The organism is Pseudobutyrivibrio ruminis HUN009 (assembly GCF_000703005.1).
GTDB classification, from domain to species: domain Bacteria; phylum Bacillota; class Clostridia; order Lachnospirales; family Lachnospiraceae; genus Pseudobutyrivibrio; species Pseudobutyrivibrio ruminis_A.
The window spans coordinates 1,640,204-1,662,305 of sequence record NZ_JNLH01000001.1 but is presented as its reverse complement, the minus strand read 5'-3'; the positions used below and the strand labels follow the sequence as shown (position 1 = coordinate 1,662,305).

Here is a 22,102-nt window from a genome sequence, read left to right as displayed (position 1 = left end):
TCACGCTACCTTCTCTCTATTATTTTTTGAGATCCAAAAGTAACTAATTACAAGTAATAATCCTATAAGTAACATCATGCTACATACAACAATAGGAATAATGGAATCTCCTGTTTGAGGGCTGCCAAGTGTATTAGCAAGCGTATTAGCAAGTGGAACTGCTGGCTCCTCTAATACTACTACTTGAGATCCTCCTGGGATGGTGTACACTACTCGTTTTGTTTCAGATGTATTTACTACTACATTCTCCGGTGATGTTTGCTTCTCAGCTCCAAACCTTACATCCAGCTGTGCAAGCTTTTGCATGTAATCGTTATCCTGTGAATTTCCATCAAGCTTGATTTCTATAACAACTGTTCCGCTGGCCTGGCTTGCTAATGTGCCCACGCTCATAAATGCGTTTTCTCCATTTTTCAATCCCCCCTGAACCTGCTGTAATCCGACTACAGTAGTGCTATCGCCACCTACAGTTTCACTATCGTATAAGACGTTAGTGTTGCCATTTAAGATATAACTAATATTGTAGGAATAGGCACCGCCGCTGATATTTGCTGAGCTTCCATCTGCATTTTTTTCTTCCAGCGATGCAATGACATCTGTACTTAAGTAGAAATCTGCAGTTGCGCTAGAGTTGTTTTTGTAATTAACCTGAAATTTTACTGTGTCCCCAGGCATTACGCTGGTAATAGTAGATTTATCCACATTGTAGTCTGAGCTAAATCCCTGGCCATCATATTCAACATTCCATCCTGTTGTTTGGGTAGCTGCATTTGAATCAAAACTTGTCGTCATCAGCCCTGCTACTGTGACCACTAGAGCAAGGACTGTATTAATAATTTTCTTTTTCATCGCTTGCTCCTTTCTTAATTAACAGGCTTATCACCAATTGTTAATATGTTTCCGTCGTCTTGTCCATCACATGTTGCCTTGATTCCCCAGGCTGCATATATTGCATCTTCACTGTTGTGTGTCTGCACTGCATCTGCCTGAATTTCGATTTGGAAGGCTTGTCCATCGTAAAGATATTCGTTTACTATGGTTCCTTTGATTGCTACGCCATCCTCTACATATTGCTTTGTTTCTACGAAAGATGTAAGCTCACTTTTTACCCTAACTGATACTAAAAAATCTGCTGCATTTCCACAGCCAAGAGGAGTTGTCATGTAATAAACAGCCTGCTCTTTTGTGGTTTCATCAGGATTTAAATACCATCCATCAGCAATTCCTAACTCAATCAAATCAGGATCAAGATTTGTGCTCTTACCATCCTTGTACCAATTCTTTCTAACTACAACTCTTACATATTCACTGTAGCCAGTTTCCTGATTAGAGTTATTAACAATTCTTACACTCTCGTTGTATATTTTTCCTACTTTGAATTTCTCATCTTTTGCCACTTCACTGAAATTCAATTCATTTTCTACTGCAACGTATCCTTCATCCGTTTTCTCCTGAACCTCAACTGAAATTGTTGCTGTTGAGAAATTTACTCTCTCAGCTGCTGACTGATAAACAATTGCTGCTCTTGCTGCCCCAGCAGATGCTGAAATAATGATTATCAAGCCAAGTGCTAATATTATCAGAGGGTTCTTATATAATTTTTTCATATCAATCCCTCCTATCGCATCTGTTCAATCACTTCAACAGGTTGCACTTGATCTTCGTTGGAAATTGCATTTGTCCAATCAGCGTATGCATTTTCTTCCTCGTCGTAAAGAACTTTTGTTGCTTCCTGAATGATGATTACATTGAAATCGCTTGTACTACCGTCAAAATCAATTTTCAGGTTTAAGTCCTCCGTCTTTTCGCCTGGTTTTAGGATTTCACTGTAGTAATAGTATCCACCATCTAAATCCGACCAATTAGTAGATGTTTGCTTTGTAATTGTACAAGTATCTGGATATAAAGCCTTTGCTCTAACAAATATGTCGTAATCACCTGTATTTGAAATCGCTATTGTTTTAATCATGTGATTAACGTCATCATCCATCTCTGGAAGCTCCACATCTCCAAGTGAAATTGGAATCGTCTTACTAACAGTAGCAGTGTCCGTAAAATATGCTATGGCCGGTTTTACTGCAAGACCGCCAATTAAGGCAATGGCTGCAGCAACTAATATTAATCGATTTACTTTCATAATTAGCTACCTCCATCTCACATCTACCTAAAAGTTTCTGCTGGTTCCATATGTAACTGTTCCTTTGGATTGCCATCCTTGTCAGTCCATATAATGTTGCCATTCTCATCTACAGTGAATTGATTTTCTGCACTGATACCACCAGAGATTTGATTTCCGTTGTAATCATTTTCAAAGTTTGCTGTTACTGTATCTCCAGGTTTTATTACTAATCCTGTAACTATTTCATTACCTACTGCTTCGTAACTTGCTCCAGTGTATATCTCTTCTACTGTGACAACTGCTGATGCTGGTAAATCCTTTATCGTTCTTGTCTTGCTTCCAGCTTTATCAAAATCGATTGAATACACATTGTTCCAAACCACTTCATTATCAAGGGTTGCTGTAACCTTATATACGAATGATGCTTTGCCAAGAGACTTATTAAATGTATCCAAGGTCTTTGTTATAGCAAGATCACCGAATGCTTGCTCCGCTTCAGACTTGATTGTAAAGGATACATCATACTGCCACTCATCGCTTCCTTGACCTGTCATAATGTATGTACTGGTTGGTGCATAGAGTATGTAGCTTGTAAATGTGTAAGCATATCTACCATATGTTACCTGCTGTGGTACGTATAAATAGATTCCGGCTCCACCTGGCATGGTAACTGTTTTTTCAGATTCACCATCACCTCTATTTATTTCAATAGTGGTATAGTCGTCCATCTCGCTTGCAATAGGTTCGGCAACAGCCACTATATTTTCAAGGATACTATCCGGTGATGGGTTTTCATCTAATATGCTAAGGTCGATGCTTTCAAACCCAGCCTCTATAGTGGCCTTGCCTGTCTCTCCAACATCAGCTATCTTATATAGTCTGATTTGAAGCGTACCTTCAAATTCCTGTGCAAATATCGATTGATCATTTTCAGCTATTTTAGCTGTAATAGTAATCGGAGTATTAGGATTAATCCTTCCAGCAGCTTTTAACCCAGTTATCTGTAGACAGCCTATGATTAATAACGCCCCAAGAATTATTCCTATTAATCCTTTTGATTTAAATACTGCCTTCTTCATTGGCGACTCCCTTCCAAGTCACTATGACTTTACCATGTTAAAAACCTGCTTTTTTTCTTCTGTTCAAGTAGAACATGAATGCTGATAAAATCATCATTGCAATTCCGGTTACTGTAGTTTTGTATACGCCGCTTCCACCTGTGTAAGGTAAAGCTGATGCTTTTTTGTTTATGAACTCAAATCTGTAGGTAATAACTTTTCCGTCTCTCACTGGTTCAACCAAGTACTCTGTTCCTTCTGGATTACCACTTTCTGTAACAATTCTTACTGTAGGTACATTCTCATCAGAGATTGTGATTATCCAATTATCATTGCTAGTCACATATCCTGTAGGAGCCTGCATCTCTTTCAACTTGTAAATCTTTCCAGTTGCTACAGTGTCATTCCAAACAACCAAACCTGATAATTGTTCAACCTGTTGGCTAGTTCCTGTATAAGATGTAGCCACTGTTCCTTCTTCTGCCTGCTCTTCGAGTGTGAATTGTGCTCCATCTAAGTAATCACCGCTCTGATTTACCTTGTAGATTTCCCAAACATTTGTGAAATGCACCTGAACTACAGGCTTAGGGAAATCAAGCTTACCTGACTGGTTGTTTATTACATAAGTTGTATTAGCTACACCATTTGAATAGAAGCCAGGTAATAATGATGATGTAATTGGCCTGTTGTTACCATGGTCTGTTTCATCATCGCCTGTGTGAGGATAAGGATTCTCATCATCTTTGTGTTCGTAGTAGTAATCGTATGCCAAATCACTTGGCTGTACGTAGAACTTAACCTGATACTCATATCCATCATCTAACAGATAACCCTGTGGGAATACCATGCTAATTGTTCTTACAACTGTTCCATCAGCATTATTTTTAACGATGTAATTTGCTGTTAGAACTGTTCCATCAGGTAATGTGTATGTGGCAGGTGATTCCTGAATTCCATCTTTGATAACACCTGGCACACTTGCTACACTCTCATCTTGAACATCCTGTAAGTCTAAGGTTACGTTAATCTTGAATGTACTATCTGGAACTATATCTACATATTCGCTAAGTGTATCTGTCATTACTACATTTGATGAGTAAAACATCTCTGTACTAGTTTCAAGTCCACCTGCTGCAATGCTGCTGATTGTTCCAGCCAAGCTATCAAAGATAGAACCAACCTTTTCCGGAGAAATATTATATGCCTCCGCTCCTTCTTTAGCTTTTACTTTGGCGCTCATATTCTGTAAAAGTGTGAATGCATCGATGCCACCTGATGCATCACTATATGAGTTGTAGCCGAGGCCCATTCCTATAGCGTAGAAATAGTCACATTCAAGCTGACTCGCATAAGTATATGTAGCAGTTTCTATTTCTGTTGTTAAATTTGTACCTTTACCTATTTGCTTTCCATTTTTTATACCGTATGTAGGGCAGCCATCTGTAAGGAAAATAACAATCTTCTTTGCATCGACTCTAGCTCCAGGTATCTGTTCGTTGGCCATCTTTAATCCGGCACAATAGTTTGTTCCACCTCCTATACTTTCTGCTGGTCCAAGCGCCTCTGTTACTACAACATCGCCTGTATCAATCCAATCACTTGTCATCAGCTTTGCATATTGGCCAAAGTCTATAACCTTCCATTTGGCATCAACATCATCTTTATCCTTTATAGTCTTTACCATAGAATCTACTGCTGCTACCACGCACTTTATACGAGTAGGATAATTAGGATCTGTTGTTGCATATCCCATAGAATTGGATTTATCAACAACTAATACAATATCTACCTTGGTTTTTTCTTCCTGCTCAAGTTCTTCCGAAGTATCAATAGTGGTAACGATTTTTTGTTCTGGACCTTTAAACTTGATTGTAAGATCATAATTATCATCTTCTGCATGATATCTAATATACTTTGCCACTGTTGCAGATACGATTTCTGTTGGTCCAGTAACTGTTGTGTAACAGTTTTTAAACTTAATATTCTTTGTAGACTCATCATCAACAGTTGTTTCAACTACTCTTGAATCCTGCGATGCAGCTTCATATTGAACTAATAATGTGTCTGCCTGATTCTTCTTTACCTCTAGAATCTTTGTAGTGAAATCCTTTAGTTTATAAGTACTTTCATAAGATGTACCTGTTTCTGTGATATAGTAGCTTCCTGCTGGAAGATCTATGAATTCAGCCTTTTGTCCAGAAAGTAATGTAAACATTCCAGATGCAGCGTCTGTGGTTCTTAATTCTTCGCCTACATAATATTTTGTTGCGCCTACTGGAACATCTTCTGAATTCTTGATTACAAATTCATAAGTTGTAGTAGTATCTTCTTTAGCAGCACCTGTTGCAATTTTCTGTACTGTAAGGTTTATGTTCTTTTCGTAGTAAATATTTACAGTTGCTTTTGCTGAACTACTTAGAGCAACTTTTGCAACCTCTGCACCTTCATTTAGTAGTTGTAAGTAATATGAGTTAGAGTTATCTTTCTTTATAAGCTTAAGTCCATCAACGTCTTTTCCTATGCCATCTACCTTGTAGTCAGCTCTCCTAAACTTGTATCCAGGAATATCATCAACCTTATCCGAAATCATAATTTCAGGAGTACTTCCGTCCATGTTAATTGATTCTTGAATTTCTTCGTATTCTGGAACTTCTTCACCATCTGTAATTTGTACAAATACATTGTTGAAAGTAACTTCGATTTGTCTATTAGTATTTCCATTCCAAAGCAATGTATAAACGGAGAAGCAATCGTTAGTGAAGCTTGCGCTCTTTACTGAAGTATCTGATGAAGTAGATACTGTTGCGCTACCTGCTTCTGAAAGATTTTCAACCTCATCTGTTTTATCATTGATATGTACTACATCAACCTTGAGCTCTTTAGCGTTATCAACATCTTCCTGAGATACAGGAAGGATTTCGCTCTTGTATTCCATTGAAATAGTTACATTATCAGATGGCTCAACTTCTTCGCCTGTTTCAATGTCTGTAAAACAAATATCGTATGCCAGGAATCCATATACTTCATTTTCTGAATCAGCTAACAGCTCTTCCATCTTGTCAGCTGTGTGATTATAAAGGTCTCTAGTTTCTTCATTTTCTTCTGTAATAGGCTTAACCTTTAAATCTGCATTTTCAGGAACTGCACCAGAAACAGTTACTATTACATATTCATCTTCATAAACAAGTACTGGATCTGGAAGGCGCTTGTAACCACACTTAACGCAAATGCCGTCATCGTCATACTCACATGTTTCTGAGTACTCTTCCATATCACAAAGAGCACATGTAACTGTGTGGCTTCCGTCTTCGTTGGATGTGTAAACTAGCTCATGCTCGCATTCCTCTTCCGCGTCCTCTTCTTCAAGCTCCTCGTCTTCTAGTTTGTCGCCGTCAAGCTCATCTTCTAATTCGTCGTCTAGTTCCCCATCTAGACCATCACCCTCTAAACCATCACCATCCTGGTTTAAATCATCCTTAGGAGTTTGGTCTCCGGCTGTATCAGATTCTCCCTGATTACCATCAGTAGGAGTTGTGCCATCTGTTGGGGGTGTACCTTCCGATGGGGTTGTGCCTTCTGATGGAGTCTCACCAGCTGCAGGTGGTGTAACCTCTGAAGCTGGAGCCTCATTTGTAGTTGTACTTGGTTCTGCCGGTGCACTTGCCTCAGGAGCAGGGCTGCTCTCTGGAACAGAAGCAACTACCTCTGTAGGAGTATCCTCTGAAGGCGCATCTGTTATGTCAGCAAATGCACTTATTGACATTGCCAAATACAGTGGTACTATAAGACCTAATGAAATGATCTTATTAAGTAATAATGGTAGATTTCTTTTCATATGATTCTTCCTCACTTAATATTTGCCAATCAACAATGTCTCCTACAAAACGTTACACGAAATAACTTTTTGTAATTTCAAGTTAGCATATATTGTGTGATAAATCTGTGTACTGGCAAGAATTGTCTGAATATTGGCAAGAACGTGATTAATTTGCTATACAATTCGTGAGAATTTTGTGAACAAAGTTACGAAATAACTTTATAGACTTTCGTAAATGAAATGGTAGAAAACGAACACTGAATCGTTTACTGAGAAAAAATTAGGGACAGCTTACGCTGTCCCGTTTCCTTTATATCCTATGTATAAACAACCCACTTCTTAGCTTTGGTTCAAACCAAGTGGATTTTGGTGGCATTAAAAGTCCTGCGTCTGCCACATCAAAAAGCTCTGAGATACTGGTTGGATACATGGCAAATGCCACTCTGCAATCTGTAGCACATCTGCGCTCCAACTCTCCTAGACCTCTGATGCCTCCTACGAAATCAATTCTATCGCTAGTCTTAGGATCATCGATTCCAAGGAGTGGTTCTAGCACTAAATTCTGTAGCAATGAAACATCAAGGCCCTCTACCGGGTCGTCAGTTAGAAGCTCTTCTCTAACCTGGTACAAATACCAGACGCCATCCAAGTACATGCTCCACTGCCCTTTTTTCTCTGGTCTGATTGCTTTTTCTGAGGTAGATAGCAAATCTACTACATTATCTAGTTCCTCAAGGAACTCTTCTGGAGCCATGCCATTTAAATCCTTGACTACTCTGTTGTAATCATAGATTTTCAGCTCATTGTCTGGAAATAGAACTGACAGGAAGAAATTAAAATCTTCCTTTCCTGTGTAGTCAGGATTCTCTTCTCTGCGCTTAAAGCCCACCTTTACGGCTGAGGCTGCTCTGTGATGACCGTCTGCAATATAGATTGAATCCATTTTATCGAATGTGGTAGCAATCAGTGCGCATGTCATCATATCATCAATTACCCAACAGCGATGTGATATGCCATCTTCTGCCACGAAATCATATACAGGCTTTCGGCTTTTTGCCTTCGCAACAATACTGGCAATCGTAGAGTCTGCCCTGTATGCAAGGAAAATAGTGCCAGTCTGAGCACTACAGGTGTCCACATGGCGAATTCTATCCTGTTCCTTTTCTGCCCTAGTATTCTCATGCTTTTTAATGATGCCATTTGCATAGTCATCTATTGATGCGCATGCAACTATTCCTGTTTGTGAGCGTCCATCCATAGTAAGTTCGTAGACATAATAAAAAGGCATATCATCCTGAATGAATCTGCCCTTGGCTATCCACTCATTAAGCATTTCTGCAGCCTTGTTATAAACCTTGTCGGAATACATGTCCACATCTGGCTCAAACTGAGTCTCTGGCCTATCGATTGCCAAAAACGAACCGGGCTGCTCCTTTACTTTTTGATATGCCTCTTGTCTATTGTATACATCATAAGGAAGGGCTGCTATTGTAGCAGCCTCTTCTTTACTTGGTCTGATTGCCTTAAAAGGTACAATTAGCGCCATTATTTTACCACCCTAACTTTTATAACACCATCAACCTTCTCTATTTCTGAAATAACCTGATCTGTAAGCTTGCTTCCAATATCAAGTAATGTGTATGCGAAATCCCCACGGCTCTTGTTTGTCATATCTTCTACATTGACATTGTCCTTACTAAGGATTGTTGTAAATGAAGCGATAAGACCGGCCTTGTTCTTGTGAAGAATAGCCACGCGGCTTTCTGCTGTACAAACTCCCATGTCGCAGTCTGGATAGTTTACAGAGTGAGTAATGTTACCATTCTCCATATAGTCCATTACTTCTTTAACTGCCATAACAGCACAGTTATCCTCTGCTTCCTCTGTTGAAGCCCCAAGATGAGGAGTACAAATAACACCCTTCTTTCCAGCGACAGTAGGATTTGCAAAGTCTGTAACGTAGTGACGAACCTTGCCTGATTCAATGCCATTTAATACTGCAGTCTCATCAACAAGAAGGTCTCTAGCGAAGTTAAGGATTACAACACCCTTTTTCATCATCTGCACTGCTTTTTTATTAATCATGCCCTTTGTAGAATCAAGAAGAGGCACGTGAACTGTGATGAAATCACATTCCTTATAAATATCCTCCACGTTTGTAACATGCTTTACATTTCTAGAAAGGTTCCAAGCTGCATTTACAGAGATGTATGGATCATATCCCAAAACTTCCATACCAAGGCGATTTGCATCGTTGGCAACCTTAACGCCGATAGCGCCAAGTCCGATAACACCAAGCTTCTTTCCTGCAATCTCAGTTCCTGCAAAAGCCTTCTTTGCCTTCTCTGCAGTCTTGCCAATGTTCTCGTCGTCCTTGTTTTCAAGAACCCAATCGATACCGCCTACGATATCACGTGAAGCTAAAAGCATTCCTGCAAAAACAAGCTCCTTTACACCATTTGCATTTGCACCTGGTGTGTTAAAAACAACGATTCCTTCCTCTGCACATTTATCAAGAGGAATGTTGTTTACGCCAGCTCCTGCTCTAGCGATACATTTAAGCTTATCCCCAAGCTCCAAATCATGCATTGCTGCAGAGCGAACCAAAGCTGCATCAGCCTCTGAAATATTTTCAACCTTCTTGTAGTCAGTTGAGAAGTTAACAAGACCTTTATCTGAAATTGGATTTAAACAATTATAAGTAAACATTAGGCATTCTCCTCCTCAAACTTCTTCATAAACTCTACAAGCTTTTCTACACCTTCGATTGGCATAGCGTTGTAAATAGAAGCGCGCATACCGCCAACAGTTCTGTGTCCCTTAAGGTTTACAAATCCTGCTGCTGTTGCTTCCTTTACAAACTTCGCATCAAGCTCCTCGTTTCCTGTAACGAAAGGTACATTCATAAGTGAACGATCTTCCTTTCTAACAGTTCCCTTGAAAAGCTTTGAAGAGTCAAGGTAATCATAAAGAATCTTTGCCTTCTTTTCGTTGAGCTCCTTCATGGCTGAAAGGCCACCATTCTTAAGAAGCCACTTAAACACCTTTCCGCAGATGTAGATATCGTAGCAAGGTGGTGTATTGTAAAGGCTGTCGTTGTCTGCCTGTGTTTTGTACTTAAGCATTGTTGGTGTGCCAGGAAGAACGTCGTCACGGATTAAATCCTCACGGATGATAACAATTACCATACCTGCAGGTCCAACGTTTTTCTGAACACCGCCATAGATAATAGCGTACTTGCTAACATCTACTGGCTCTGATAGGAAGCAAGAACTTACGTCTGCTACCAAATCCTTCCCCTTTGTATTTGGAAGAGTCTTAAATTTTGTGCCATAGATTGTATTGTTTTCGCAGATGTATACGTAATCCATATCATCTGTGATTGGTAAATCCGAGCAATCTGGAATGTAGCTAAATGTCTCATCTGCTGAGCTTGCGAGCTCTACTGCTTCACCGTAAATCTTAGCTTCCTGATAAGCTTTCTTAGCCCACTGACCTGTGATGATATATCCAGCCTTTCTATTCTTCATAAGGTTCATAGGAATTGCTGCAAACTGCTGGCTTGCACCACCCTGAAGGAAAAGAACCTTATAGTTATCTGGTATATTCATAAGTGTTCGGATATCAGCCTCTGCCTCTTTGATGATGTCATCGAATACCTTTGAACGATGACTCATCTCCATAACAGACATTCCACATCCCCTATAATCAAGCATTTCATCAGCGGCTTCTCTCAAAACCTCCTCTGGTAAAACAGCTGGTCCAGCACTAAAATTATAAACTCTACTCATTACACTAATCCTCCTTGAAAAACTCGTTAATAGGTGCTCCTGGTGCTACCATTGGCCATACCTTGTCATCTGAATCAATGATACAGTCAATAAGCACAGGCTTCTCGGAGACAAGGGCCTCCTTCAAGGCACTTTGGAATTCCTCCTGAGTTGTAACTCTGTAGCCTGTTGCCCCCATAGCCTCAGCTAACTTAACGTAATCTACTACGTCATCAAGGACTGTTGCTGAATAGCGCTTCTCATAGAAAATTGTCTGCCACTGTCTAACCATTCCAAGAACGTGATTGTTGATAACAATTTCGATGATTGGAAGCTTTTCTCTTACAGCTGTTGCAACCTCGTTCATGTTCATGCGGAAACAACCATCGCCGGCAATATTGATAACCTTTTTGTCTGGATTTCCTGTCTTTGCACCGATTGCAGCACCAAGACCATAACCCATTGTTCCAAGGCCACCTGATGTCAACAACTGATGAGGCTTCTTGAACTTGTAGAACTGTGCAGCCCACATCTGATGTTGACCTACCTCTGTTGCGATAATTGCATCGCCCTTTGTCTGTCTGTAAGTTTCAGCAACAATATACTGACCTGACAAGCCTTCTGCTGGAATTGTAAGAGGATATTTTTCAGAAAGCTCTTTTACATGCTTCATCCAAGCTTCATGATTTGACTGCTCAAGAACTTTATTTAATCTAGATAAAATTTCCTTCACATCTCCAACAACAGCATGATCAGTAAGAATATTTTTATTAATTTCAGCAGGATCTACATCAAACTGTAGAATCTTTGCATTGCTAGCAAATTTGTCTGGATTTCCAAGAACTCTATCAGAGAATCTTGTGCCCACTGCAATAAGCAAATCACACTCTGAAACGCTAAGGTTTGATGCCTTGCAGCCATGCATACCAAGCATTCCTGTGTATCTTTCGTCTCTGCCATCGAATGCGCCCTTACCCATTAGAGTGTCACAAACTGGCGCATCAACAAGCTCTACAAACTTCTTTAATTCCTTTGAAGCATTAGCAAGAACTGCTCCACCACCAACAAAGATAACTGGCTTTTTAGACTTTTTGATAAGCTTTACAGCCTCTTTGATGGCATCCTCAGTGATGCTCTTTTTAACACGACCAACTGGAATTGGTTTCATTGGCATGTATTCATATTTATTATTTGGAGCTGTAACATCCTTTGGCACATCAATGAGAACTGGACCTGGGCGACCGCTCTTTGCAATAGTAAATGCACGGCGGATTGTCTCTGCCAAATCCTTGATATCCTTAACAATAAAATTGTGCTTAGTGATAGGCATTGTAATGCCAGTGATATCAATCTCCTGGAAAGAATCTTTACCAAGCAAAGATACATTTACATTACATGTGATGGCAACAATAGGAACCGAATCCATATGAGCTGTAGCAATACCTGTCACAAGATTTGTTGCGCCAGGGCCACTAGTAGCGAAGCACACACCAACCTTGCCAGTTGAGCGCGCATAGCCATCTGCAGCGTGAGCAGCCCCCTGCTCATGGCTTGTAAGCACATGATGAATCTCATCACTATGCTTATAAAGCTCATCATAAAGGTTTAGGATGGCACCGCCTGGATAACCAAATACCGTATCAACTCCCTGTTCCTTTAAACATTCTATAATTATTTCTGAACCATTTAATAACATATATACTCCTAGTCCGCTGGTTACGTCTACAAGCCTTAGCATTTCTCCGCTCAACAACACGTTTCGCTTGAGAAATCTAAGAGCTTGATACCTACCAGCTCATCTCTATTTAAGGATTGCTCCTCTATTTCCACTAGTTACTTGTTCAGCGTACCTTCTTAGATACCCTGTTTTTACCTTAGGCTCACGTGGCTGCCACTTAGCTTTACGAGCTGCAAGCTCTTCGTCGCTAACCTTTAAAGTCATAGTGTAATTTGGTATATCGATAGCGATGATATCGCCTTCTTCTACAAGTGCGATTGGTCCGCCAACAGCTGCCTCTGGTGAAACATGTCCGATGGAAGCACCACGACTGGCACCTGAGAAACGACCATCTGTAATGAGAGCAACTGATGAACCAAGTCCCATACCTGCAATTGCTGATGTAGGATTAAGCATTTCTCTCATGCCAGGGCCACCCTTAGGTCCTTCGTAGCGAATGACTACAACATCTCCCTCTACGATTTTGCCACCCTTGATAGCTGCGATAGCATCTTCCTCTGAATCAAATACTCTGGCTGGTCCTTCATGCACAAGCATCTCTGGCACTACTGCACTTCGTTTTACAACTGAACCGTCTGGTGCAAGATTGCCCTTGAGGACTGCCAGGCCACCAGTCTTTGTATATGGATTGTCTACAGGTCTGATAACCTCTGGATTTCTATTAACTGCATTGGCAATGTTTTCGCCTACTGTCTTTCCTGTAACAGTCATGCAATCTGTATTAAGAAGTCCTATATCTGCAAGCTCCTTCATGACTGCCCATACGCCACCAGCTTCGTTAAGGTCTTCCATGTATGTAGGACCTGCTGGTGCAAGGTGACAAAGGTTTGGAGTCTTTTCAGAAATAGGATTTGCAAATTCAATGTCAAAATCAAATCCGATTTCATGAGCGATAGCTGGCAAATGAAGCATTGAGTTTGTCGAGCACCCAAGTGCCATATCAACTGTAAGAGCATTAAGGATTGCATCCTTTGTCATAATCTGACGAGCTGTAATACCCTTGTTATACATATCCATAACAGCGTAACCAGCATGCTTTGCAAGACGAATTCTTTCTGAATATACTGCTGGGATAGTGCCGTTTCCTCTAAGGCCCATTCCAAGTGCCTCAGTAAGGCAGTTCATGGAATTGGCTGTGTACATACCAGAGCAGCTTCCGCATGTTGGGCAAACATTCTCAACGAAGTTTTCAACCTCTTCTTCTGTCATGTTGCCAGCGGCATGAGCACCAACTGCCTCAAACATAGAAGAAAGGGAACGCTTCTGACCTCCTACATGACCTGCAAGCATTGGACCACCTGATACAAATACAGTTGGTAAATCAAGACGGGCTGCTGCCATCAAAAGTCCAGGAACGTTTTTATCACAGTTTGGCACCATAACAAGTGCATCAAACTGATGAGCAAGTGCCATACACTCTGTTGAGTCGGCAATCAAATCACGAGTTACAAGGGAATATTTCATTCCTATATGTCCCATTGCAATACCATCGCATACTGCGATAGCAGGGAAAACAACTGGAACACCGCCTGCCTCAGCAACCCCAAGCTTTACGGCGTCCACAATCTTGTCGATATTCATATGGCCTGGTACGATTTCGTTGTACGAAGATACGATACCAACCATTGGCTTTTTCATTTCTTCTGGAGTAAATCCCAGTGCATTAAACAAACTTCTCGCTGGTGCCTGCTGCATACCAGCTCTTGCATTGTCACTTCTCATATTTATAACTCCTTTACAATTAAATCACCCATCTCCACTGTGCCGACGCGAGTTACGGCGCTGCCGTCGCGAGGCATAATGTCGATTGTGCGGTAGCCAGCCTTAAGCACCTTCTTTACGGCTGCTTCGATTGCATCTGCCTCAGCATCTAAGTCAAAGCTGTAGCGAAGCATCATTGCTGCCGAAAGAATTGTGGCTATCGGATTTGCGATACCCTGGCCTGCAATATCAGGTGCACTTCCGCCAGATGGCTCATACAATCCGAATTTTGTATCGTTAAGGGAAGCAGATGAAAGCATTCCAATTGAACCGGTAACCATGGATGCCTCATCTGAAAGAATATCCCCAAACATATTCTCTGTAAGGATTACATCAAACTGACCTGGGTCTTTCACAAGCTGCATTGCGCAATTGTCTACAAGCATGTGCTCATAAGAAACCTCAGGATAATCTGCTGCAACCTCTTCTACAATCTTTCTCCACAGTCTGGAGCTATCAAGTACATTAGCCTTATCAACTGATGTAACTTTCTTTCTACGCTTCATTGCTATATCAAATCCACGCTTAGCAATTCGGCGAATTTCATTTTCTGAATAGGTAAGAGAATCTCTGGCAACAAGCTGACCGTTTTCTTCCTTTGTAGAACGCTCTCCAAAATAAAGACCACCTGTAAGCTCACGCATAATCATCATGTCAAAACCATCGCCGATGATATCGTCCCTAAGTGGGCATGCCTCTTTCAATTCATCATATAAATATGCTGGTCTAAGATTTGCAAAAAGATTAAGACTTTTACGAAGCTTTAAAAGGCCGGCCTCTGGACGTTTGTCGGCAGGTAGCTTGTACCAAGGACTGGTAGATGTGTTGCCACCTATTGAACCCATTAACACTGCATCACTTGCAAGAGCTTTTTCTACTGCCTCATCTGTAAGTGGCTCTCCTGTTGCATCGATTGAGCAGCCTCCCATGAGGATTTCAGTATAATTAAATGTGTGTCCATATTTAGCACCGATAGCATCAAGAACCTTTATTGCCTCGGTTACTATCTCTGGACCAATTCCGTCTCCCCTAATAACGCCAATGTTACATTTCATAGCTTTCTCCTAATTAACATTCTAATTAATAGTTACATTTTAGTACACTAAAGTGTGAAATTCAATTAAATTAAACCTCATTTTGATATCTTTGACAAAATAGCCCAAATACTTCTAAAATACATATGAAGTGTTTAGTAAACTTTACCACTTTAAAGCACGACATTCTACTATAAAATTCTTTTAGGAGATTTTTATGAGTTCAAAAGATAAAATTTTAGCCTTGCTAGAGGCCAATAAATCAACATTTCTTTCAGGAGAAGCTATGGCTTCATCCCTTGGTATTTCAAGAAATGCCATATGGAAAGCCATCAATGACCTTAGAAAAAACGGATATGAAATAGAAGCAGTAAGCAACAAAGGTTATAGACTTGCTGGGCAAAATGATATTTTATCAGCGGCCGGCATTAGCTCATACCTTAATGAAGATGTAGCTGACATTTACAAAGGAAATGACAGTCTGATCCACATCTACGACTCCATTCCATCCACCAATCGAAAGGCCAAGGAACTTGCCATCACCGATTTGAAATATGGCACACTTGTCATTGCAAACGAACAAAGCGAGGGACGAGGTCGAGCAGACCACAGCTTTTATTCCCCAAAAGGCGGCTTGTACATGAGTGTGGTAATGACTCCAGATCATTTGCCAAGTACTGATTCAGATGAAATCACCACTTTCATTGGCAATGCTGTATGCGACGCTATCTCATCTCTCACCGATACAAAACCTACACTTAAGCCAATCAATGATCTTTTTGTAGGGGATAAAAAAATCTGCGGAATTCTGACTGAGGCTGGAACAGAATTTGAAACAGGCCTTCTTCAATGGATTGTTATTGGAATAGGCATCAATTTTAATTCCGATATCAACACCTTCCCAGAGGATATCAAAAATAAAGCTACTAGCCTATTCTCGGATAATGACATTACCATCACAAGAAATCAGCTAGTAGCCGAAATATTAAATCGAATACTTAAATAACATTTACTGTGCAACTTCTATTTTGAAAGTTGCACTTTCTTTATCTGAACCATCAGTAAGTGTTAGTACTTCATCTTCTAATGTTATATACTTTCCTGGCTGTGCCACACTCTCCAAACTTACTCCATTTTTATCTGCAAGTCCTTCAACTGTTTTATAGGTCTGATTAGCTGCTGAACCCTCTGATGCTTTTGTATCCTGGCAAAGTGTTATAGTTCCATCAGAATTTGCTGTAATGTAAAGGCCTGGCTTATTTTCAGATTCGATTGAGACATATGATTCATTGGTAAAATCTGCTTTTCCACTTCTAATCACCCAATCAAAATCTTTAGACTCACCTTCAACAAGATTAATTCCAATGGCAACATCCTTGTATGGATAATCGCTATCTGCTGAAGAGCAAACAAATGGATTATGAGCAATCTTGACTCCATCCATGGTAGAAATGGTTGAAGTTTTACCTGAAATACCTGCTGCACTTTCTTCAAACAAATCTATGCTGCCGTCATCGTTAAACTGAAGCTCCACAACACAGGCAGTTCTTCTGAAGCCGCTTCCTGCTGGAAGTGAACCATTGTGATAAACAAAGTAAGTCTTGCCCTTAAAGTCAAATACCGCCATGTGATTTGTGTTAGAAGTAGCAGTAGGATTCATAATTTTCTTAGTCTCGCTCCACTCACCGCTTAGCAAATCATCAGTGGTTGCATAGGCCATGCACTCTCTCCACTGGTGTGCAAAGAACAGATAGTAATCGCCATAGTAGTTGCCATTTTCATCAGATCTGCGATAAATCCATGGTGTCTCAGTGTAGCTCTCCAAGCCATCAGTGCGAATTACCACATCATCCTCTCCTGCTACCTTGCCGCTAGTAATCTTTCCATCACCATTTACATCCGTCACAGAAGTCATATCCTCGTTAAGCTCGCACACAAAAAACATGCCATTGCCCCAAGCAAGATAACGATGCTCTACACCATCCTCATCTGTCTCAATCCAAGCTGTTGGGTCGATATCATTGAAGGTGCTAGTGTTTGGCTTTGTAACAGTGCTCTTCACAAGTGGCGCACCTATATCAACAAAGGTACCAGTTGGTGAATCAGAAACTGCAACGCCAATACACTGCTTTCCTGTCTTGTCCCAGCTGCAATAGTATAGGTAATATTTGTCTTTTCCATCTGCAGGGTCTGTATGCTTCATTACCTGAGATGCCCAGGCAGAAGTGTCATTGCTAGTCCAGCTAACATCCTCCATGGACATTACAACTCCTTCGCTGGTCCAATTCACCATATCTGTGGATGAATAGCACAGGTACTCTGGAATATTGTAAATAGATTTTCCAACTTCCTCATCTGTAGAAGCATCATGGCCTGTGTAAAGATACACAGTATCCCCATCAACAAGCACCGAAGGGTCACCACCGTATACATAATCCTCATTAGAAGATACTAAAGGATTGCCCCCATCCTCTTTCTCAAGCACAACTTCCTTAGGCGAGCCACAGCCCACTAGGCCTACAGCTGTCGCTGCAATTAGTACTGCAGCCATCGCTTTTTTCTTCATGTAATTATCCCCCTAGTTATTTTCGTTTAGCTTTTGTTAAATTAATTTATAATTATGTATAACATTAATATAAACCACTTTCAATAGGAATAGCTGTGAAATATTCAACAAAAAAAGGACTTCGCAATTAGCGAAGTCCCTGAAAATCTAAGATTATTTATTTGAACGTCTCCAGATGTGCATCTTCTCAGCCTCAGCAATAAGCTCATCACGGAAATCAGGATGTGCAATACCGATAATCTTTTCTGCACGCTCCCAGGCTGAAAGTCCCTTCAAGCAAACCTTGCCATACTCTGTAACAAGATAGTGTGTATTAGCACGAGTATCCGTAACAATTGAGCCCTCAGCAAGTGTAGGACGAATACGGCTCTTTACTGTGCCATCCTTTGTTGTAAATGTAGATGAAAGACATACAAAGCTCTTTCCACCATTTGAAAGATAAGCACCAAGTACAAAATCAAGCTGTCCACCTGCACCAGAAATGTGCTTTGTTCCAGCTGACTCAGCATTAATCTGACCGAACAAATCCACATCAACAGCATTGTTGATAGAAATGAAATTATCAAGTGCTGAAATCTGGCGAATATCATTTGTATAATCAACAGGAGCACTCATAAGCTCTGGATTCTCATCCATGTAATCGTACATCTTTTTTGTACCTGCACCGAATGCATAAGTCTGACGGAATCTATCAATATTCTTCTTTGAACCGTTAATCTTTCCAGCCTTTGCAATATCAACAAATGCATCAACATACATTTCTGTATGAACTCCCAAATCTTTCAAGTCTGAATCAGCAATCATGGCGCCTACTGTATTTGGCATACCGCCAATGCCAAGCTGTAAGCATGCACCGTTTGGAATTTCCTCAACGATAAGCTTAGCAACAGCCTTATCTACATCTGTAGGAGCAGCGCCGCCACCCATTTCAAGGATAGCTGGATTATCTCCCTCTACGATAGCGTCTACCTTAGAGATATGAACTCCCTCTTCAAATCCACCAAGGCAACGTGGCATGTTCTTGTTAACCTCTACGATGATGTGCTTTGACTTTTCAACTGCAGCCATAAGATGTGAAGCGTTAGGACCAAAGTTGAAATAGCCATGGTTATCCATTGTAGTAGTCTGAATCATAAGAACATCATTTGGCTCAATATGCTCTCTATAGTATCTAGGAAGCTCAGAGTATCTAATTGGTGCATAGTAAGAGCAACCTCTTGCAATAAGCTTTCTCTCAATACCACCCATATGCCATGAGTTCCAGCAGAAATGCTCACCTGCATCCTCGCGCTCAAAAATTGCAGGCAACTTCATCAGAATACCGCCACGAACCTTTACATCTCTAAGCTCATCAGTACGTTCAGCTAAAGCCTTATCCAAAGCATCTGGTGTGCCAGTACACCAGCCATAATCAACCCAATCCCCACTTTTTACTACCTTTACAGCCTCAGCTGCTGTAGTCAGCTTCTTCTTATACTCAGCCTGAAAATCCATAATAACCTCCGCTCGTTAAATTTTTATCAATTAAAGTCATTTTACCACTATCATCCTACACAATCAATCTAATTTTTGTGATATAATTAACGTAGTAAATTTCATCAGGAGGTAACACTATGGCAAAACAAGAAATTGAAGTTGCTGGTGCTAAAAGGCAGATAAAGATTACCCCTTTTGAGCATCACACAAAATATCACGAGACAGATCAGCAGGGAATCATCCATACATCTAATTATCTGAATTGGATTGAGGATGCTAGAATGAATCTTATGGAGCAGATGGGACTTTCTTTTAAGCAGATGCTTGATATGGAAATCACCTCCCCTGTAATCTCTCATTCTATCGAATATAGAAGTCAGGTAAAGTTTGATGAGACAATTGTTGTAGATACTAAATTGGTTTCCTACGATGGTCATGAAATGGAAGTGGCTTATCGTATTTACGATAAGTCTACTGGAGAAGACCGTGCCGTAGCAAAGACTAGACACTGCTTTATGAATAAATCAGGAATCCCTATTTCTATGAAGAGGGCTTATCCTGAGCTTGATACAAAGTTCTTTGAATTTAAATAACAGATAATGAAAAACCTTCCCGCATCAGCAGGAAGGTTTGTTTTTTTACATCCCCTTGGAACCAATTTCCATCAAAAGATTGATAAGTTCAATGTCTGATTCCTGAACTCTAAGGTTTGTTTCGATTTTCTCACCAGCTGGATCTGTGATTGCAATTTCAATAACAGAACCTGGTGTCATTGCCTTGTTTTTAGCTGCCCCGAAAAATGGAAGAAGCTTTGGATGATTTGCATTGAAAGTAGCTGCTGCACTTCTAACTTTAAATAAATCTGCTGGATTAAATGCCATCGTAATCTCCTTATATCATGTATTTTCTGAGAAGCTTTTTAAGCTCCTCTTCTTTGATTGGTTTTTCGATGTAGTCGCTAAAACCAAGACCCTCGTATTCTTCTTTAGCGCCTACAACTGCATTTGCTGTCTGCATGATAAGAGGTGTATCCTTGTTTGGATTATTCTCTATTGTATCCATAATCTCCTTTAACTGGAGTCCATCCATGCCAGGCATCAAATGGTCAATAAATATAATATCATATTTTGTTCGTTTTATCTTCTCTATTGCTTCTGCTCCACTGATTGCTGTATCAACAGTAACATCAGTATTATTTAATAGCATCGAGAACACTCTTAAGTTTATAGCTACATCATCTACTACAAGTATTGCGCCAATCACATCAAATACTTCATGTCTGTCAGCCACACGTCTGTCGCCATTAGGTCCCATAGAGAATGTGCCACATGGTTCCACTGAGCATATCTCCTGTGGGATTACAACTGTAAATGACGTGCCCTTACCTAATTCTGATTCTACAGCTATCTGTCCATGCATCAAATCTACAAGCTGCTTAGTAATTGTAAGACCAAGACCGGTTCCCTCGATTTTGCTTTGTGCAAACTCCCCTACTCGCTTGAATGAATCAAACAAATATGGGATGCTTTCTTCCGCTACACCTATTCCTGTATCTCTTACAGTGATTATCAACAGAAGCTTGCCTTCTGATATCTTTCCCTGAACAGAAAGTGTTATTCTTCCCTCAGGTGTATATTTAACTGCGTTAGTAAGAAGGTTTGTTACTACCTGTATGATGTGCTCCTTGTCGCCCTTTAGCTTTTCTGGAAGCACGTCACTCATATCCACTTCAAAGGATAATCGACTAGCCTTTGCTCTAGGGCGAACAAGTGCGTAACACTCACGCACCATATCCATTAATTCGTACTCTTCATCTACTATCTCTATCTTGCCTGCACTTACCTTAGCAAGATCCAGTACCTCGTTTACTATTCCAAGCAGATAGTTGCCGGCGCTGTTAACATCACGGGCATAATCCAAAATATTATCCTCTCTGCTCTCTCTAAGAATCATTTTATTCATTCCTAGGATTGCATTGATAGGCGTTCTCATTTCATGGCTCATTCTTGTAAGGAATGCTGTGCTGGCATCCTGTGCCTTAACTGCTGCATACATGTCTCTTTCCATAGTACGCACATCTGTGAGTGCTCGGAAATATGACATAACAATAAAGAACAGCAAGCCAAATAAGAGGATTCCTCTTTCCACAGTAGTCGGTCTACTGTTGTAGGAAAGAATCTGTGCAAAACCAGCTATAAGAGCTCCCGCTACCCCAACCAATTCTGGCCAATTATCTTTCAAGCGTCCTTGGATAAAATCTATGACAATGGAAATAATAAATATTAGCATTGTAAGTACAATAGCAACAAAAGCATATGGCAACACATTAATTAAATCAGTGTTATTAAAGAACTGAAGCATTATTGCTATATAGCCACAAAATACATCAAGCACTGAAACTATCAAATAGAAAATACGATAGCGTCCTTCCTGAAGCCTGTCAAAATAAAATGCCATAGCAAATGGAAGCATCATCAAGCTTAGATATGTCATATATGACAAAAGTGAAAAGTTTGGGGCTATAAACTGCCTTACATTGGATTCGGCAAGTGACCACATTCCTGCACACATAACTACCCAGCCAGCGTAGAACAAAGGCATGGTCCTTCCATAAGTAGCTCTTACAACCAGGCCAATTATAAATGCAATAAATCCAAGTATAAGTAGCATCAATGTTAAAACTAGCGAATACTTCTCTTTAGTAAAGAGATTCTTGGTGATACCAAGTTGGGTTCCTATGCACATTTCACCAAGAACTCCTGA

At 40.4% G+C, this 22,102-nt stretch carries 17 protein-coding genes; 2 read left to right on the top strand and 15 right to left on the bottom strand.

The annotated features are described in order from the left end of the window. The 11 genes from BO15_RS0107500 to leuB form a co-directional block, all read right to left on the bottom strand. Entirely contained in the window at positions 1-849 is an 849-nt protein-coding gene (locus BO15_RS0107500) for a hypothetical protein (RefSeq protein WP_033153775.1), read from the bottom strand. A gap of 14 nt (positions 850-863) precedes the next feature. Beyond that, positions 864-1,607, bottom strand: a complete 744-nt coding sequence (locus BO15_RS0107495; RefSeq protein ID WP_033153774.1) for a hypothetical protein — start codon at positions 1,605-1,607, stop codon at positions 864-866. A gap of 11 nt (positions 1,608-1,618) precedes the next feature. Continuing rightward, on the bottom strand, positions 1,619-2,137 hold the full coding sequence (locus tag BO15_RS0107490) for a hypothetical protein (protein ID WP_052169831.1): 519 nt from the start codon (positions 2,135-2,137) through the stop codon (positions 1,619-1,621). Positions 2,138-2,160: 23 nt separating this feature from the next. Further along, positions 2,161-3,198 carry a DUF5979 domain-containing protein gene (locus tag BO15_RS0107485; RefSeq protein WP_033153773.1) on the bottom strand — a complete coding sequence of 346 codons (1,038 nt, stop codon included), beginning with the start codon at positions 3,196-3,198 and terminating at the stop codon, positions 2,161-2,163. A 37-nt stretch (positions 3,199-3,235) separates the two neighbouring features. Then, positions 3,236-7,012, bottom strand: coding sequence for a DUF7604 domain-containing protein (locus BO15_RS0107480; protein ID WP_033153772.1), 3,777 nt, complete (start codon positions 7,010-7,012; stop codon positions 3,236-3,238). Positions 7,013-7,304: 292 nt separating this feature from the next. Continuing rightward, positions 7,305-8,540: a DUF1015 domain-containing protein gene (locus BO15_RS0107475; protein WP_033153771.1), complete on the bottom strand. Its 1,236-nt coding sequence runs from the start codon at positions 8,538-8,540 to the stop codon at positions 7,305-7,307. After that, positions 8,540-9,703 carry a phosphoglycerate dehydrogenase gene (locus BO15_RS0107470; RefSeq protein ID WP_033153770.1) on the bottom strand — a complete coding sequence of 388 codons (1,164 nt, stop codon included), beginning with the start codon at positions 9,701-9,703 and terminating at the stop codon, positions 8,540-8,542. The genes BO15_RS0107475 and BO15_RS0107470 overlap by 1 nt, the downstream gene beginning before the upstream one ends. Next, entirely contained in the window at positions 9,703-10,785 is a 1,083-nt protein-coding gene (serC, locus tag BO15_RS0107465; RefSeq protein ID WP_033153769.1) for a 3-phosphoserine/phosphohydroxythreonine transaminase, read from the bottom strand. Before serC ends, BO15_RS0107470 begins: the two co-directional genes overlap by 1 nt. Positions 10,786-10,789: 4 nt before the next feature. Further along, positions 10,790-12,460, bottom strand: coding sequence for a biosynthetic-type acetolactate synthase large subunit (gene ilvB / locus BO15_RS0107460; protein ID WP_033153768.1), 1,671 nt, complete (start codon positions 12,458-12,460; stop codon positions 10,790-10,792). 105 nt (positions 12,461-12,565) lie between these two features. After that, positions 12,566-14,224 (bottom strand): dihydroxy-acid dehydratase, encoded by a 1,659-nt coding sequence (gene ilvD / locus BO15_RS0107455; RefSeq protein ID WP_033153767.1) that lies wholly within the window; start codon positions 14,222-14,224, stop codon positions 12,566-12,568. A 2-nt stretch (positions 14,225-14,226) separates the two neighbouring features. Beyond that, the gene (leuB, locus tag BO15_RS0107450) at positions 14,227-15,318 is read right to left on the bottom strand and encodes a 3-isopropylmalate dehydrogenase (protein WP_033153766.1); all 1,092 of its coding nucleotides are present in this window, start codon (positions 15,316-15,318) and stop codon (positions 14,227-14,229) included. 196 nt (positions 15,319-15,514) lie between these two features. Between leuB and BO15_RS0107445 the strand changes: the two genes are divergently transcribed. Further along, a complete protein-coding gene (locus BO15_RS0107445; RefSeq protein WP_033153765.1) occupies positions 15,515-16,303 on the top strand; it encodes a biotin--[acetyl-CoA-carboxylase] ligase in 789 nt (262 codons plus the stop codon). Positions 16,304-16,306: 3 nt separating this feature from the next. Here the strand turns inward: BO15_RS0107445 and BO15_RS0107440 are convergent, their stop codons facing one another. Beyond that, positions 16,307-17,863, bottom strand: coding sequence for a family 43 glycosylhydrolase (locus BO15_RS0107440; RefSeq protein WP_052169830.1), 1,557 nt, complete (start codon positions 17,861-17,863; stop codon positions 16,307-16,309). A 153-nt stretch (positions 17,864-18,016) separates the two neighbouring features. Continuing rightward, positions 18,017-19,357, bottom strand: coding sequence for a butyryl-CoA:acetate CoA-transferase (locus BO15_RS0107435; protein WP_033153764.1), 1,341 nt, complete (start codon positions 19,355-19,357; stop codon positions 18,017-18,019). A gap of 119 nt (positions 19,358-19,476) precedes the next feature. Between BO15_RS0107435 and BO15_RS0107430 the strand changes: the two genes are divergently transcribed. Continuing rightward, positions 19,477-19,932, top strand: a complete 456-nt coding sequence (locus BO15_RS0107430; RefSeq protein ID WP_033153763.1) for an acyl-CoA thioesterase — start codon at positions 19,477-19,479, stop codon at positions 19,930-19,932. Between the two features lie 45 nt (positions 19,933-19,977). Here the strand turns inward: BO15_RS0107430 and BO15_RS0107425 are convergent, their stop codons facing one another. Both BO15_RS0107425 and BO15_RS0107420 read right to left on the bottom strand, forming a co-directional pair. Continuing rightward, positions 19,978-20,220: a hypothetical protein gene (locus BO15_RS0107425; RefSeq protein ID WP_033153762.1), complete on the bottom strand. Its 243-nt coding sequence runs from the start codon at positions 20,218-20,220 to the stop codon at positions 19,978-19,980. A 10-nt stretch (positions 20,221-20,230) separates the two neighbouring features. Next, on the bottom strand, positions 20,231-22,084 hold the full coding sequence (locus BO15_RS0107420; RefSeq protein ID WP_052169829.1) for an ATP-binding protein: 1,854 nt from the start codon (positions 22,082-22,084) through the stop codon (positions 20,231-20,233). Between the last annotated feature and the right edge of the window lie 18 nt (positions 22,085-22,102).

Bases quoted from the DNA above. Each gene is read 5' to 3' on its own strand.
- BO15_RS0107500 (WP_033153775.1), bottom strand. From the start codon at position 849: ATGAAAAAGAAAATTATTAATACAGTCCTTGCTCTAGTGGTCACAGTA.
- BO15_RS0107495 (WP_033153774.1), bottom strand. From the start codon at position 1,607: ATGAAAAAATTATATAAGAACCCTCTGATAATATTAGCACTTGGCTTG.
- BO15_RS0107490 (WP_052169831.1), bottom strand. From the start codon at position 2,137: ATGAAAGTAAATCGATTAATATTAGTTGCTGCAGCCATTGCCTTAATT.
- BO15_RS0107485 (WP_033153773.1), bottom strand. From the start codon at position 3,198: ATGAAGAAGGCAGTATTTAAATCAAAAGGATTAATAGGAATAATTCTT.
- BO15_RS0107480 (WP_033153772.1), bottom strand. From the start codon at position 7,012: ATGAAAAGAAATCTACCATTATTACTTAATAAGATCATTTCATTAGGT.
- BO15_RS0107475 (WP_033153771.1), bottom strand. From the start codon at position 8,540: ATGGCGCTAATTGTACCTTTTAAGGCAATCAGACCAAGTAAAGAAGAG.
- BO15_RS0107470 (WP_033153770.1), bottom strand. From the start codon at position 9,703: ATGTTTACTTATAATTGTTTAAATCCAATTTCAGATAAAGGTCTTGTT.
- serC (WP_033153769.1), bottom strand. From the start codon at position 10,785: ATGAGTAGAGTTTATAATTTTAGTGCTGGACCAGCTGTTTTACCAGAG.
- ilvB (WP_033153768.1), bottom strand. From the start codon at position 12,460: ATGTTATTAAATGGTTCAGAAATAATTATAGAATGTTTAAAGGAACAG.
- ilvD (WP_033153767.1), bottom strand. From the start codon at position 14,224: ATGAGAAGTGACAATGCAAGAGCTGGTATGCAGCAGGCACCAGCGAGA.
- leuB (WP_033153766.1), bottom strand. From the start codon at position 15,318: ATGAAATGTAACATTGGCGTTATTAGGGGAGACGGAATTGGTCCAGAG.
- BO15_RS0107445 (WP_033153765.1), top strand. From the start codon at position 15,515: ATGAGTTCAAAAGATAAAATTTTAGCCTTGCTAGAGGCCAATAAATCA.
- BO15_RS0107440 (WP_052169830.1), bottom strand. From the start codon at position 17,863: ATGAAGAAAAAAGCGATGGCTGCAGTACTAATTGCAGCGACAGCTGTA.
- BO15_RS0107435 (WP_033153764.1), bottom strand. From the start codon at position 19,357: ATGGATTTTCAGGCTGAGTATAAGAAGAAGCTGACTACAGCAGCTGAG.
- BO15_RS0107430 (WP_033153763.1), top strand. From the start codon at position 19,477: ATGGCAAAACAAGAAATTGAAGTTGCTGGTGCTAAAAGGCAGATAAAG.
- BO15_RS0107425 (WP_033153762.1), bottom strand. From the start codon at position 20,220: ATGGCATTTAATCCAGCAGATTTATTTAAAGTTAGAAGTGCAGCAGCT.
- BO15_RS0107420 (WP_052169829.1), bottom strand. From the start codon at position 22,084: ATGTGCATAGGAACCCAACTTGGTATCACCAAGAATCTCTTTACTAAA.